Origin of the sequence: Rhizobium sp. SYY.PMSO, assembly GCF_046840415.1 — a bacterium.
In the GTDB taxonomy this organism is placed as follows: domain Bacteria; phylum Pseudomonadota; class Alphaproteobacteria; order Rhizobiales; family Rhizobiaceae; genus Rhizobium.
This window is the reverse complement of the sequence record NZ_CP177349.1, coordinates 1,040,032-1,055,418: the sequence shown is the minus strand read 5'-3', so window position 1 is coordinate 1,055,418 and position 15,387 is coordinate 1,040,032. Positions and strand designations below refer to the sequence as shown.

The window sequence follows — 15,387 nt, the reverse complement described above, 5'->3', positions numbered from 1 at the left end:
CCGAAGGGATCAATTCTTGTTATCGGTCAATTGGTATTCCGGTCACTTCTGACCGGAATACTTTGCCTGGATTTCCTGTGCGACGTTCGACGGAACCGGCGCGTAATGATCGAAGGTCATCGTGTACTGCGCACGGCCCTGAGACATCGAACGCAGGTTGTCGACGTACTTGAACATGTTGGCCAGCGGGACGTTCGCGTTGATGACAACGGCGATACCGCGGCTTTCCTGGCCCTGGATCTGGCCACGACGCGAGTTCAGGTCGCCGATGACGTCGCCGACATAATCTTCCGGCGTGACGACTTCGACCTTCATCATCGGCTCGAGGAGCTGGGCACCGGCTTCGCGGGCTGCTTCACGGAAGCAGGCACGAGAAGCGATTTCGAAGGCCAGGACCGACGAGTCGACGTCGTGGAAGGCGCCGTCGATGAGCGTCGCCTTGACGCCGAGCATCGGGAAGCCAGCCAGCGGACCCGAAGACAGAACGCTTTCGATGCCCTTCTGAACGCCCGGGATGTATTCCTTCGGAACGGAACCGCCGACGATCTTGGACTCGAACTTGAAGTCGTCGCCGTCCGGGTTCGGTTCGAACACGATCTTGACGCGAGCGAACTGACCGGTACCACCCGACTGCTTCTTGTGGGTGTAGTCCTTTTCCGTCTGACGCGTGATGGTTTCGCGGTAAGCAACCTGCGGCGCGCCGACGGTAGCTTCAACCTTGAATTCACGACGCATGCGGTCGACGATGATGTCGAGGTGAAGCTCACCCATGCCGGCGATGATCGTCTGGCCCGATTCCTGGTCCGTCTTCACGCGGAAGGACGGATCTTCTGCAGCCAGGCGGTTGAGCGCGAGGCCCATCTTTTCCTGGTCGCCCTTGGTCTTCGGCTCGATCGCGATCTGGATGACCGGCTCGGGGAATTCCATGCGCTCGAGGATAACCGGCTTCAGCGGATCGCAGAGCGTATCGCCGGTGGTGGTTTCCTTGAGACCGGCCAGAGCAACGATGTCGCCCGCGAAGGCTTCTTCGATGTCTTCACGCGAGTTCGAGTGCATCTGCAGCATACGGCCGACGCGCTCGCGCTTGTCCTTGACCGTGTTCATGACAGACGCGCCCTTTTCGAGCTTGCCGGAATAGATGCGGGCGAAGGTCAGCGAACCGACGAAGGGGTCGTTCATGATCTTGAATGCCAGCATGGACAACGGCTCGCTGTCGTCGGCATGGCGTTCGATTTCGGCGTCGGTCTTGAAATCGATGCCCTTGATCGCCGGAATGTCGAGCGGCGACGGCAGGTAATCGACAACGGCGTCGAGCAACGGCTGAACACCTTTGTTCTTGAAGGCGGTGCCGCAGAACATCGGATGGAACTTCACGTCGATCGTGCCGCGACGGACGAGTGCTCGGATCTGATCGTTATCGGGCAGGTTGCCTTCGAGATAGGCTTCGGTCGCGGCTTCGTCGATCTCGACAACGGTCTCGATCAGCTTTTCGCGGTATTCCGCAGCCTTGGCCTTCATGTCTTCCGGAATTTCGACGACGTCCCACTGGGCGCCAAGCGATTCGTCGCGCCAGATGAGAGCATTCATCTCGATCAGGTCGATGACGCCCTTGAAGTCGGACTCAGCACCGATCGGCAGCTGCATGACGACAGCGGTGGCGCCGAGGCGGGTCTTGATCATCTCGACCGAGCGATAGAAATCGGCGCCGGTCTTGTCCATCTTGTTGCAGAAGATCATGCGCGGAACATGATACTTCTCAGCCTGGCGCCATACGGTTTCCGTCTGCGGCTCAACGCCGGCATTGGCGTCGAGCAGCGCGATCGCACCGTCGAGAACGCGCAGCGAACGCTCGACTTCGATGGTGAAGTCGACGTGGCCGGGGGTGTCGATGATGTTGAAGCGGCGGGTCTTGCCGTCGCGGCCCTTCCAGAAGGTGGTCGTAGCGGCGGAGGTGATCGTGATGCCACGCTCCTGCTCCTGCTCCATCCAGTCCATGGTGGCTGCGCCGTCGTGCACTTCGCCGATCTTGTGCGACTTGCCGGTGTAGTAAAGAATACGCTCGGTGGTCGTGGTCTTGCCGGCGTCGATATGCGCCATGATACCGAAATTGCGGTAGTCTTCGATTTTATATTCGCGAGCCATAATGGACTGCCTTTCCGAAACCGTTCGGGATTACCAGCGATAATGCGAGAACGCACGGTTGGCATCAGCCATCTTGTGCGTGTCTTCGCGCTTCTTGACGGCGGCGCCGCGGTTGTTGGAGGCATCGAGAAGTTCGCCGCTGAGGCGATCGACCATCGTCGTTTCGTTACGCTTGCGAGCAGCAGCGATCAGCCAGCGAATGGCAAGAGCCTGACGACGCTCCGGGCGAACATCGACCGGAACCTGGTACGTGGCACCACCAACGCGACGCGAACGAACTTCAACGTGCGGAGCGATGTTATCCAAAGCCTGATGGAACACGCCGAGCGGCTCCTGCTTTGCCTTGCCCTGCACGGCGTCGAATGCGCCGTATACGATGCTTTCAGCTACGGACTTCTTGCCGTCGAGCATGATGGCATTCATGAACTTGGTGACGACCAGATCGCCGAACTTCGGGTCCGGGTTGATCTCGCGCTTTTCTGCTCTGTGACGTCTGGACATATACTTCTCGTCTCTCAACTGTTAGCGGCGCTTTACCACGCGGAGAACCTCGCGCAGCGCCGGATTATCTAAAACCGAATTACTTCGGACGCTTCGCGCCGTACTTGGAGCGGCGCTGCTTGCGGTTCTTGACACCCTGGGTATCGAGAACGCCGCGGATGATGTGGTAACGGACACCCGGAAGGTCCTTGACGCGGCCGCCACGGATCATGACGACAGAGTGTTCCTGAAGGTTGTGACCTTCACCGGGAATATAACCAATGACTTCGAAGCCGTTGGTGAGGCGGATCTTTGCGACCTTACGCAGAGCCGAGTTCGGCTTCTTCGGCGTCGTCGTGTAGACGCGGGTGCAAACGCCGCGCTTCTGCGGGTTCTCCTGGAGAGCGGGAACCTTGTTACGCTTTACCTGCGCCTGGCGAGGCTTGCGGATCAGCTGGTTTACGGTAGGCATTCAACCATCCCTTGTAAATCTATCTCGACACCCTTGCGGGCTTGACTCTCGCCGTCACCGGCAACGACACACGATCGTCTCAATGCGCAAAACGTGGCCCGATCCGCTTTCGCAGATGGACCACAAAAAGCAGAGGACGCTGTTATGGCGTCTTGCGTGCAGCATTCGTGTCTTCAACGTGCGTTTAGAACCTTGTTTGAGGTGAACTCCAGAGCGCGTCGCTCCGAACAGCCATGCCTCACATGGGTCCCGATGGGCGCGGTACTACTGGTTTCCCGCCGTTTCGTCAAGGCGGTTAAGAAATTATCTTTGTCATAAAGCCCGAAAAGGCCGTGCAAACCAGTCATTTGCGGCACTGGATACGGAAATGGCGCCTCTTCGGCAAGATGGACTTTGGTATTTCGGCAAAATCCCTATAAGGAATCACGGACGGACATTTCCATCCGGCAAACCCGAGCGGCCAAATGGAATCGCCGGGTCGATTCGACACTCCCGAAGGAAGACTCATGATTACTGCGCCAGACAACGACAATAATTCCGATGGCCCCATGGTCTTCATCATCATCGGCAAGGGATACGAGTCCGATGGCGGCGAAGGCGTGGACCTGCATGTCATGCTGAAGGCACCGGATGACGATACCGCCGTGCGCGAGGCACTGAACGCGCTCGCCGAAGAAGGTTTCATCGAGGCCGACCTCGACCAGATCGGGCTGCTCACGGATATACCGGACGAAGAACCCCATGCGTCGGCCTATCAGGGCGCCCTCGAAGGCGAAGTCGCGATCATTCGCTTCCGCTGACGGAACCGCCTCGCCGGCGGCGACCCGCCCTCCCCCAATTCGATTTCTTCATAGCACAAAAAGAAACCGCCCGGATCGCTCCGGGCGGTTTTGATTTTCCGCTTTCCGCGCAGCTTACTCGGCCGGCGTGTTCTCGCTGGCGAGATCCTGCAGCATCGGCGTTGCGACGCTGGCGCCCGTGCCCTTGCGACGCTCTTCGAGGATGAGCTCGTCGCGGGCCGTAGCGATACGGCGGATCTGCGTCATGGTGCCGCCGGTACCGGCCGGGATGAGGCGACCGACGATGACGTTTTCCTTCAGGCCCTGCAGACCGTCGGTCTTGCCGGCGATTGCAGCTTCGGTCAGCACCTTCGTCGTTTCCTGGAAGGATGCGGCCGAGATGAAGGACGGCGTCTGCAGCGATGCCTTGGTGATGCCGAGCAGAACCGGATCGCCATAAGCAGGCTTCTTGCCTTCCTCAACCAGACGGTCATTGGCATCGTCCAGCTCGATACGGTCGACATTGTCGCCGACGATGTACTGGCTGTCGCCCGCATCGGTGATTTCCACCTTCTGCAGCATCTGACGGACAATCACTTCGATGTGCTTGTCGTTGATGACAACGCCCTGCAAGCGGTAGACTTCCTGGATTTCGTTGACCAGGTAGGAAGCCAGAGCCTCCACGCCCTTGATCGCCAGGATGTCGTGCGGAGCCGGATTACCGTCGAGGATGTAGTCACCCTTTTCGATATAGTCGCCTTCCTGAAGATGGAAGGGCTTGCCCTTCGGGATCAGGTATTCGACAGGCTCGACACCGTCTTCCGCCGGCTCGATGATGACGCGACGCTTGTTCTTGTAGTCGCGGCCGAGGCGGATCGTACCATCGATCTCAGCGATGATGGCATGGTCCTTCGGACGACGGGCTTCGAACAGTTCGGCAACGCGCGGCAGACCACCGGTGATGTCCTTGGTCTTGGCGCTTTCCAGCGGCGAACGGGCGAGAACGTCACCCTGCGACACCTTCGTGCCCGGCTCGACCGACAGGATCGCGTCGACCGAGAGCAGGAAGCGGGCTTCGCCGCCACGCGACAGCTTGGCGACATTGCCGCTGGCGTCCTTGATGACGATCGCCGGCTTCAGATCGGAGCCGCGCGGCGTCGAGCGCCAGTCGATAACCTGACGCTTGGTGATGCCGGTGGATTCGTCGGTCGCTTCGAGAACGGAGAGACCGTCGACCACGTCTTCGAAGTGAACCGTACCAGCCACTTCCGTCATCATCGGACGGGTATAGGGGTCCCACTCTGCCAGACGCTGACCGCGCTTCACCTTGTCGCCGTCGTCGACATACAGCTTCGAGCCGTAAGCGACGCGCTGCGAGGAGCGTTCGACACCGCGTTCGTCCAGGATCTGGACCGTCATGTTGCGGCCCATGGCAACCAGGTTGCCATCGGAGTTGCGCAGCATGTTGCGGTTCTTGATCTGAACCGTGCCTTCGTACGAAGCTTCCAGGAACGACTGGTCGACCACGGTTGCCGTGCCGCCCAGGTGGAAGGTACGCATGGTCAGCTGCGTGCCCGGCTCACCGATCGACTGCGCGGCGATGACGCCGACAGCTTCGCCGATGTTGACGGGCGTACCGCGAGCAAGGTCACGGCCGTAGCAGACCGAGCACACGCCCGTCTGGATTTCGCAGGTCAGCGCCGAACGGATACGGATCGACTGGATACCGGCCTTCTCGATCTCGATGACATCGGGCTCAAGGATCATCTTGCCGGCATCGACGATGCGTTCACCCGTAACCGGATGATCGATGTCGTCCAGGGCCGTACGGCCGAGGATGCGGGCGCCGAGCGAGGCGACGACCTGACCGGCATCGACGATGGCGGTCATGGTGAGGCCGTTTTCGGTACCGCAATCGACGTGCGTGACGATGCAATCCTGCGCGACGTCGACGAGACGGCGGGTCAGGTAGCCCGAGTTCGCGGTCTTCAAGGCGGTGTCGGCCAGACCCTTACGGGCACCGTGGGTCGAGTTGAAGTACTCGTTAACGGTGAGGCCTTCCTTGAAGTTCGAGATGATCGGCGTCTCGATGATTTCGCCCGACGGCTTGGCCATGAGGCCACGCATGCCGCCCAGCTGGCGCATCTGGTTCGGAGAACCACGGGCGCCAGAGTGGCTCATCATGTAGATCGAGTTCATCGGCTTCTGGCGACCGGTCTTCTCGTCGAATTCGACGGCCTTGATGCGGGCCATCATTTCTTCGGCGACCTTTTCCGTGGCCTTGCCCCAGGCGTCGACGACCTTGTTGTACTTCTCACCCTGGGTGATCAGGCCGTCGTTATACTGCTGCTCGTATTCCTTCACGAGCGCTTCGGTATCGCCGACGATCTTAACCTTCGTGTCCGGGATGACCATGTCGTCCTTGCCGAACGAAATGCCGGCGCGGCAGGCATGGGCGAAGCCGAGCTGCATGATGCGGTCGCAGAAAATGACCGTGTCCTTCTGGCCGCAATGACGGTAGACCGTGTCGATCATCTTGGAGATGTTCTTCTTGGTCATTTCCTGGTTGCAGATGTCGAAGGTCACCTTGCCGTGCTTCGGCAGCAATTCGCCGATCAGCAGGCGGCCCGGCGTCGTTTCGTAGATCTTCGAATAGGGCTTGCCCTCTTCGTCGACCGACTTGAAGCGGCCGCGGATCTTCGAATGCAGCGTCACGACCTTGTTTTCAAGCGCGTGATGAAGCTCGCCGAGATCGGAGAAGGCCATGCCTTCGCCCGGCTCGTTCTGGTTCAGGATCGACAGGTAGTACAGGCCGAGAACCATGTCCTGCGAGGGAACGATGATCGGCGCGCCGTTTGCCGGGTGCAGGATGTTGTTGGTCGACATCATCAGCACGCGGGCTTCAAGCTGGGCTTCCAGCGAGAGCGGTACGTGAACAGCCATCTGGTCGCCGTCGAAGTCGGCGTTGAAGGCCGTGCAGACGAGCGGATGCAGCTGGATTGCCTTGCCTTCGACCAGCGTGGGTTCGAAGGCCTGGATGCCCAGGCGGTGCAGCGTCGGTGCCCGGTTCAGCAGAACCGGATGCTCGCGGATGACCTCGTCGAGGATATCCCAGACTTCCGGCTTTTCCTTTTCGACCAGCTTCTTGGCCTGCTTGACGGTCGAGGAGTAACCCTTGGCGTCGAGGCGGGCGTAGATGAACGGCTTGAACAGCTCGAGCGCCATCTTCTTCGGCAGGCCGCACTGGTGCAGCTTGAGTTCCGGACCTGTCACGATGACCGAACGGCCGGAATAGTCGACGCGCTTGCCGAGCAGGTTCTGACGGAAGCGGCCCTGCTTGCCCTTGAGCATGTCGGACAGCGACTTCAGCGGACGCTTGTTGGCGCCGGTGATGACGCGGCCGCGGCGGCCGTTGTCGAACAGCGCATCGACAGATTCCTGCAGCATGCGCTTTTCGTTGCGGATGATGATGCCCGGAGCGCGCAGTTCGATGAGGCGCTTCAGGCGGTTGTTACGGTTGATGACGCGGCGATAGAGATCGTTCAGATCCGACGTCGCGAAACGGCCGCCATCGAGCGGAACCAGCGGGCGCAGGTCCGGCGGGATGACCGGGACGACCTTCATGATCATCCATTCCGGACGGTTGCCGGATTCCATGAAGTTCTCGACGATCTTCAGGCGCTTCATCAGCTTCTTCTGCTTGAGATCCGACGTCGTGTCGGCAAGCTCGGAACGCAGATCGCCTGCGATCTTCTCGAGATTCATGCTGGCCAGCATCTCGTAGATCGCTTCAGCGCCGATCATGGCGGTGAACTGGTCTTCGCCATATTCGTCGACGGCGAGCATGTACTCTTCTTCCGAGAGGAGCTGGTGCTCCTTGAGGGCGGTGAGGCCCGGCTCGGTGACGATGTAGTTTTCGAAGTAGAGAACGCGCTCCACATCCTTCAGCGTCATGTCGAGCAGCGTCGAAATACGCGACGGCAGCGACTTCAGGAACCAGATGTGGGCAACGGGAGCGGCGAGCTCGATATGGCCCATGCGTTCACGGCGAACGCGCGACAGCGTGACTTCGACGCCGCACTTTTCGCAGATGATGCCCTTGTACTTCATGCGCTTGTACTTGCCGCACAGGCACTCGTAGTCCTTGATCGGTCCGAAGATTCGCGCGCAGAAAAGACCATCGCGTTCCGGCTTGAACGTGCGATAGTTGATCGTTTCCGGCTTCTTGATCTCGCCATAAGACCAGGAAAGAATCTTCTCCGGCGACGCAATCGAAATCCGGATGGAATCGAAATTCTGCGCAGGCACCTGCGGATTGAAAAGATTCATGACCTCTTGGTTCATGCCTATCTCCTTTAGGGGCGAAACGCCCTCGAATTGCAATCAGGGCCGGTAAATCCCGGGAACCGGCCTGACGCCTTAAAACCGCCTTGCGGCGCCATGCATCCGGAAGGACGCCGACGGCGCTGCAATATTCCAAAAGATGCGCGCTGACCGGCAGCGCGCATCCGACAGGCTATTACTCGGCTGCGTCCGGAAGCTGGCTCGTCGTCTGCAGATCGTCGACCTTGGAATTCTCCAGCTCGACGCTGAGACCCAGCGAGCGCATTTCCTTGACGAGAACGTTGAAGCTTTCCGGAATGCCCGCTTCGAAGGTGTCGTCGCCACGAACGATGGCTTCGTAGACCTTGGTACGGCCGGCCACGTCGTCGGACTTGACCGTGAGCATTTCCTGCAGCGTGTAGGCTGCACCGTAAGCTTCGAGCGCCCAGACTTCCATTTCGCCGAAGCGCTGTCCGCCGAACTGCGCCTTACCGCCCAGCGGCTGCTGGGTGACGAGCGAGTACGGACCGATCGAACGGGCGTGGATCTTGTCATCGACAAGGTGGTTCAGCTTCAGCATGTAGATGTAGCCAACCGTGACCTGGCGGTCGAACTGCTCGCCGGTACGACCGTCGTACAGCGTCGACTGACCGGTCTGCTTGAGACCTGCCATTGCCAGCATGTGGTTGACATCCGCCTCGCCGGCGCCGTCGAAGACCGGGGTCGCGATGGACACGCCACGCTTCCACTGATCGGCCAGACGCAGCACCGATGCATCGTCATACTCGTGAACGTCGTCGCTCTTCGGGCCATCGCCGACGACCAGATCGATCGTCTTGCGCAGCGGCTCGATGTTGCCGCTTGCCTTGTAGGCTTCGATCAGTTCGCCGATCTGACGACCCATGCCGGCGCAAGCCCAGCCCAGATGCGTTTCGAGAATCTGACCGACGTTCATGCGCGAGGGCACGCCGAGCGGGTTCAGCACGATATCGACATGCGTACCGTCTTCCAGGAACGGCATGTCTTCTACCGGAACAATGCGCGAGACTACGCCCTTGTTCCCGTGACGGCCTGCCATCTTGTCGCCCGGCTGGATCTTGCGCTTCACAGCGACGAAGACCTTGACCATCTTCATGACGCCCGGAGGCATTTCGTCGCCGCGCTGGACCTTCTCGACCTTGTCCATGAAGCGCTGTTCGAGGCGCGACTTGGATTCGTCGTACTGGCCACGCAGGGCTTCGAGCTCGCTCTGGACCTTCTCGTCCTCGACGGCGAACATCCACCACTGCGAACGCGGATACTCCGAAACGACGGCGTTCGACAGTTCCGTGCCCTTCTTGAAGCCCTTCGGACCAGCAAGAGCAACCTGACCGCGCAGCATCTCGACCAGACGGCCGTAGACGTTACGGTCTAGGATCGCCTGCTCGTCGTCACGGTCCTTGGCAAGGCGTTCGATCTCTTCGCGCTCGATCGCCATTGCACGCTCGTCCTTTTCGACGCCGTGACGGTTGAAGACGCGAACTTCGACGACCGTACCGTAGGTGCCGGGCGGCATGCGCATGGAGGTATCGCGAACGTCGGATGCCTTTTCACCGAAGATGGCGCGCAGAAGCTTTTCTTCCGGCGTCATCGGGCTTTCGCCCTTCGGCGTGATCTTGCCGACGAGGATATCGCCCGGTTGAACTTCGGCGCCGATGTAAACGATGCCGGCTTCGTCCAGGTTCTTAAGCGCTTCTTCCGAAACGTTCGGAATGTCGCGGGTGATTTCTTCCGGACCGAGCTTGGTGTCGCGCGCCATCACTTCGAATTCTTCGATGTGGATGGAGGTGAACACGTCGTCGGCAACGATACGCTCGGAGAGCAGGATCGAGTCTTCGTAGTTGTAGCCGTTCCACGGCATGAACGCGACGAGCACGTTGCGACCGAGAGCCAGATCGCCGAGGTCGGTCGACGGACCGTCCGCCAGGATGTCGCCCTTGTTGACCACGTCACCGACGGTGACCAGCGGACGCTGGTTGACGCAGGTGTTCTGGTTCGAACGCTGGAACTTCATCAGGCGGTAGATATCGACGCCGGACTTCGACGGATCGAGGTCTTCGGTGGCGCGGATAACGATACGCGTCGCGTCGACCTGGTCGACCACGCCGCCGCGGCGGGCGCCGATGGCAGCGCCGGAGTCACGCGCGACGACCGGCTCCATGCCGGTGCCGACGAACGGGGCTTCGGCGCGCAGAAGCGGCACGGCCTGACGCTGCATGTTCGAGCCCATGAGAGCGCGGTTGGCGTCGTCGTTTTCCAGGAACGGGATCAGAGCGGCAGCGACCGAAACCAGCTGCTTCGGCGAGACGTCCATCAGGTTGATGTTGTCGCGCGGAGCGAGCATGACTTCGCCGGCATGACGGCAGACGACGAATTCCTCGATGAAGGAGCCGTCGGCGTCGAGCTCGGCATTGGCCTGGGCAACGTAGTACTTCGCCTCTTCCATGGCGGAGAGGTAAAGCACGTCGTTGGTCACCTTACCGTCGATGATGCGGCGATAAGGGCTTTCGATGAAGCCGTATTTGTTGACGCGGGCGAAGGTCGCCAGCGAATTGATGAGGCCGATGTTCGGACCTTCCGGCGTTTCGATCGGGCAAATACGACCGTAGTGCGTCGGATGAACGTCGCGGACTTCGAAGCCGGCGCGCTCGCGGGTCAGACCACCCGGGCCGAGAGCCGAAAGACGGCGCTTGTGGGTGATTTCCGAAAGCGGGTTCACCTGGTCCATGAACTGCGACAGCTGCGAGGAGCCGAAGAATTCGCGGACGGCGGCGGCGGCCGGCTTGGCGTTGATCAGATCCTGCGGCATGACCGTGTCGATTTCGATCGAGGACATGCGTTCCTTGATCGCACGCTCCATGCGCAGCAGACCCAGACGATACTGGTTTTCCATCAGCTCGCCGACCGAACGGACGCGGCGGTTGCCGAGGTTGTCGATGTCGTCGATCTCGCCCTTGCCGTCGCGCAGTTCGACAAGCATCTTGACCACGGCCAGGATGTCGTCCTTGCGCAGGATGCGGACGGTGTCTTCAACGTCGAGATCGAGGCGCATGTTCATCTTCACGCGGCCGACGGCGGAGAGATCGTAACGCTCCGCATCGAAGAACAGCGAGTTGAACATGGCTTCGGCCGATTCCATGGTCGGCGGCTCGCCCGGACGCATGACGCGGTAGATGTCGAACAGAGCGTCCTGACGGTTCTCGTTCTTGTCCGCAGACAGGGTGTTGCGGATATAGGCGCCGACGTTGATGTGGTCGATGCCGAGAACCGGGATCTCTTCGAAGCCGGCGTTCATGATGACAGGCAGGGTCTTCTCGTCGATTTCGTCGCCGGCTTCGAGATAGATCTCACCGGTCTGGAAATTGACGATGTCTTCCGCGAGGAAGAGGCCGTAAAGCTCTTCGTCCGTCGCCTTCAGGGCCTTGAGGCCCTTTTCCTGCAGCTGACGCAGCAGGCGCGGGGTAAGCTTCTTGCCGCCTTCGACAACGACTTCGCCGGTGTCGGCGTCGATCATGTCGGTAACGGTCTTGGCGCCCTTCAGCGTCTCCGGCTTGAAGGGAATGCGCCAGCCATCGCCGTCGCGCTGGTAGAGCGACTTCGTATAGAAGGTCGACAGGATTTCTTCGCCGTCCATGCCGAGCGCCATCAGCAGCGACGTCACCGGAATCTTGCGGCGGCGGTCGATACGGGCGTAGACGATGTCCTTGGCGTCGAACTCGATATCGAGCCAGGAGCCGCGATACGGAATGACGCGGGCAGCAAAGAGCAGCTTGCCGGAAGAATGGCTCTTGCCCTTGTCGTGATCGAAGAAGACGCCCGGCGAACGGTGCATCTGGGATACGATCACGCGTTCGGTGCCGTTCACGATGAACGTACCGTTGTTCGTCATGAGCGGCATGTCGCCCATGTAAACGCTCTGTTCCTTGATGTCCTTGATGGACTTCGCGCCCGTATCCTCGTCGATATCGAACACGATCAGACGCAACGTCACCTTCAGCGGCGCGGCATAGGTCAGGTCGCGCTGGCGGCACTCGTCGACGTCGAACTTCGGCGGTTCGAATTCATAGGATACGAACTCCAGCATGGAAGCGCCGGAAAAGTCGGTGATCGGGAAAACCGACTTGAAGACAGCCTGAAGACCTTCGTCAGGGCGGCCGCCCTTCGGTTCTTCGACCATGAGAAACTGATCGTAGGACGCCTTTTGAACCTCGATGAGGTTCGGCATCTCTGCGACTTCGGGAATCTTACCAAAAAACTTGCGTACGCGCCTGCGACCATTGAACGAAAGGGTCTGAGCCATCGTCGCTCCTTTAAAATCCTGCACCCGGGCCTGCAACGGATGGGAAACGCTGGCCAGGCGGCCCCATCAATCAATGAGTAGTTCAATCTCGTCTATCTAACCGAAAACCGCTCGGCCGGATTGCGTCGCGGTTCGGTTTGAGACCATCCTCTTGAAGAACCCATTACCCAAAAGCCGTTTTTCCCGCGGCTTTTGGGTAATTCGTTCAGAAAAACGGCGAATGGGAGGCAGCAAAAAGCCACCTCCCACAGCAGTTTCAAGCTTACTTAACGTCGACCTTGGCGCCGGCGTCTTCGAGCTTCTTCTTGATGTCAGCGGCTTCAGCCTTGGAAACAGCTTCCTTGACAGCCTTCGGAGCGGCTTCAACGAGGTCCTTGGCTTCCTTGAGGCCGAGGCCCGTGATGGCGCGGACTTCCTTGATGACGTTGATCTTGTTCGCGCCGGCATCCGTGAGGATGACGTCGAACTCGGTCTTTTCTTCTTCAACGGCAGCAGCAGCGCCAGCACCGCCGGCAACGGCAGCAACAGCTACCGGAGCAGCAGCGGAAACGCCCCACTTTTCTTCGAGAAGCTTGGACAGTTCAGCGGCTTCGAGAACGGTCAGCGAGGAGAGGTCGTCTACGATCTTTGCGAGATCAGCCATTTTTGTAGTTCCTTTTGTTCGGTTCGAACTGGTTGATTATGAACAGCGAAAAACCGCCTTACGCGGCTTCGTCCTTCTTGGCGTAGGCCGAGAACACGCGAGCAAGCTGACTTGCCGGCGCTGCAACAACACCTGCGATGCGGGTAGCCGGAGTCTGGATCATGCCCAGCAGCTTCGCGCGCAGCTCGTCCAGCGAAGGCAGGGTCGCGAGCGACTTCACACCTTCGGCGTTGAGCGTTGTTGTTCCCATGGCGCCGCCCAGAACAACGATCTTATCGTTGGTCTTGGCGAAATCCACGACGACCTTCGGAGCGGTAATCGGATCAGTGCTGTATGCGATCAGCGTCTGACCGGTGAAGAGATCGGAAATCCCTTCCGCATCCGTGCCCTGAAGAGCAATTTTGGCCAGGCGGTTCTTCGCGACTTTGACGGTGCCGCCAGCAGCGCGCATCTTGGAACGAAAATCGTTCATCTGAGCGACTGTAGCACCAGCATAGTGGGCCACGACAACCGAACCCGAAGCCTTGAAGACTTCGTTCAGTTCCGTGACGAATTCGCGTTTTTCCGCTCTTTCCACTGCTTTTCTCCAGTTGACAGGACCGGGTTAGCGGGCCTGCCGGGTTGCCTTCTGCCTCCCGGGATCCAAGAGATCCCAAGCGACGCTTGAGGATCCTGTCCCCTCGCGCTCGAGCCGAACGGCTCCAAGGCACAAGGCTTCCAAGGCTCGAACCGATTTCATCGAAGCATAGCTTCTGCCAAATTCGGATCTCACCCGTCTCATGCAGGCAAAGTGATTAAGGTCTCAACCACCCGCAATCTCGGACAGGAATTCCGGATTTCTCCGGAAATCCCGGCCCCGAAAGGCCGGGAATTCTTGCTTACCGGGCCAGAGCCCGGCAGAACTTATCAGGCGCCAGGCGCCGTGACCGTCGACGGCTCGATCTTGACGCCCGGACCCATGGTCGAGGAGATCGCGACACGCTTCAGGTAGTTGCCCTTGGCGCCAGCCGGCTTCGCCTTGATGACGGCATCGGCAAAGGCGCGGATGTTTTCTTCCAGAGCCTTGGCGTCGAAGGAAGCCTTGCCGATACCGGCGTGGATGATACCAGCCTTCTCGACGCGGAACTCGACAGCGCCGCCCTTGGAGGCTTCGACAGCACCCTTGACGTCCATGGTGACGGTGCCGACCTTCGGGTTCGGCATCATGCCGCGCGGGCCGAGAACCTTACCGAGACGACCGACGAGCGGCATCATGTCCGGGGTGGCGATGCAGCGATCGAACTCGATCTTGCCGCCCTGAACGATTTCGACGAGGTCTTCCGCGCCGACGATGTCAGCACCGGCAGCCTTGGCTTCGTCAGCCTTGGCGCCGCGAGCGAAGACGGCAACGCGAACCGTACGGCCGGTGCCGTTCGGCAGGTTGACGACGCCGCGAACCATCTGGTCGGCATGACGGGGGTCGACGCCGAGGTTCATCGCGATTTCGACGGTCTCGTCGAACTTGGCGACGGCACGTTCCTTGACCATGTTGATGGCCAGATCCAGAGCATAGAGCTTGGTCGGATCGACGCCTTCACGAATCTTCTGAATACGCTTTGCTACCATGGTCTTAACCTACCACTTCCAGGCCCATGGCGCGGGCGGAGCCCTCGATCATGGCCATTGCGCCTTCGATATCGGCGGCGTTCAGATCCTTCATCTTGGCTTCGGCGATTGCCTTGACCTGAGCCTTGGTCAGGGTTCCGGCCTTGGAGCCCTTGCCAGGAGTCTTGGAGCCGGACTGAATCTTCGCTTCCTTCTTCAGGAAGTAGCTGACCGGCGGCTGCTTCATTACGAAGGTAAAGGACTTGTCCTGGTAGTAGGTGATGACGACCGGGATCGGCATACCCTTTTCCATTTCCTGCGTGGCGGCATTGAACGCCTTGCAGAATTCCATGATGTTAATGCCACGCTGACCAAGCGCAGGACCGATCGGCGGCGAAGGATTCGCCGAGCCGGCCTTTACCTGCAGCTTGAGCTGGCCTGCAACTTTCTTAGCCATTTCTCTCTGCCTTTCTACATGACCGGTTGCCCGGCCCATTATGCCGGATCGCTCCGGCGGCTGCGGTTGCGTGGTGCGGATCACCAGGTCCGGCTAAGACCCTACCCTTCCACGCGCGTTGCGGCTTCGCCGCGAGACACAAGCAAGCAATTGCCCACGCCCAAACCT

The 15,387-nt window shown here is 59.8% G+C and carries 10 protein-coding genes; 1 reads left to right on the top strand and 9 read right to left on the bottom strand.

Features of this window, described 5'->3' with window-relative positions:
- Positions 1-42 precede the first annotated feature (42 nt).
- The 3 genes from fusA to rpsL form a co-directional block, all read right to left on the bottom strand.
- Positions 43-2,142: an elongation factor G gene (fusA, locus tag ACJJVH_RS05050; protein WP_112803997.1), complete on the bottom strand. Its 2,100-nt coding sequence runs from the start codon at positions 2,140-2,142 to the stop codon at positions 43-45.
- 30 nt (positions 2,143-2,172) lie between these two features.
- On the bottom strand, positions 2,173-2,643 hold the full coding sequence (gene rpsG, locus ACJJVH_RS05045) for a 30S ribosomal protein S7 (RefSeq protein WP_112803996.1): 471 nt from the start codon (positions 2,641-2,643) through the stop codon (positions 2,173-2,175).
- 79 nt (positions 2,644-2,722) lie between these two features.
- Positions 2,723-3,094, bottom strand: a complete 372-nt coding sequence (rpsL, locus tag ACJJVH_RS05040) for a 30S ribosomal protein S12 (protein ID WP_003507760.1) — start codon at positions 3,092-3,094, stop codon at positions 2,723-2,725.
- A gap of 506 nt (positions 3,095-3,600) precedes the next feature.
- Between rpsL and ACJJVH_RS05035 the strand changes: the two genes are divergently transcribed.
- Positions 3,601-3,894, top strand: a complete 294-nt coding sequence (locus ACJJVH_RS05035) for a transcriptional regulator (RefSeq protein ID WP_112803999.1) — start codon at positions 3,601-3,603, stop codon at positions 3,892-3,894.
- 114 nt (positions 3,895-4,008) lie between these two features.
- Here ACJJVH_RS05035 and rpoC read toward each other — a convergent pair whose 3' ends face one another.
- The 6 genes from rpoC to rplK all read right to left on the bottom strand — a co-directional run bounded on the left by rpoC (position 4,009) and on the right by rplK (position 15,219).
- The gene (gene rpoC, locus ACJJVH_RS05030; RefSeq protein ID WP_112803995.1) at positions 4,009-8,217 is read right to left on the bottom strand and encodes a DNA-directed RNA polymerase subunit beta'; all 4,209 of its coding nucleotides are present in this window, start codon (positions 8,215-8,217) and stop codon (positions 4,009-4,011) included.
- Positions 8,218-8,392: 175 nt separating this feature from the next.
- Positions 8,393-12,535 carry a DNA-directed RNA polymerase subunit beta gene (gene rpoB / locus ACJJVH_RS05025; protein ID WP_113406300.1) on the bottom strand — a complete coding sequence of 1,381 codons (4,143 nt, stop codon included), beginning with the start codon at positions 12,533-12,535 and terminating at the stop codon, positions 8,393-8,395.
- Between the two features lie 262 nt (positions 12,536-12,797).
- Positions 12,798-13,178, bottom strand: coding sequence for a 50S ribosomal protein L7/L12 (gene rplL / locus ACJJVH_RS05020; RefSeq protein ID WP_112803993.1), 381 nt, complete (start codon positions 13,176-13,178; stop codon positions 12,798-12,800).
- A gap of 58 nt (positions 13,179-13,236) precedes the next feature.
- On the bottom strand, positions 13,237-13,755 hold the full coding sequence (gene rplJ, locus ACJJVH_RS05015; RefSeq protein ID WP_112803992.1) for a 50S ribosomal protein L10: 519 nt from the start codon (positions 13,753-13,755) through the stop codon (positions 13,237-13,239).
- 329 nt (positions 13,756-14,084) lie between these two features.
- On the bottom strand, positions 14,085-14,783 hold the full coding sequence (rplA, locus tag ACJJVH_RS05010) for a 50S ribosomal protein L1 (protein WP_112803991.1): 699 nt from the start codon (positions 14,781-14,783) through the stop codon (positions 14,085-14,087).
- A 4-nt stretch (positions 14,784-14,787) separates the two neighbouring features.
- Positions 14,788-15,219, bottom strand: a complete 432-nt coding sequence (gene rplK, locus ACJJVH_RS05005; protein WP_112803990.1) for a 50S ribosomal protein L11 — start codon at positions 15,217-15,219, stop codon at positions 14,788-14,790.
- Positions 15,220-15,387: the final 168 nt, after the last annotated feature.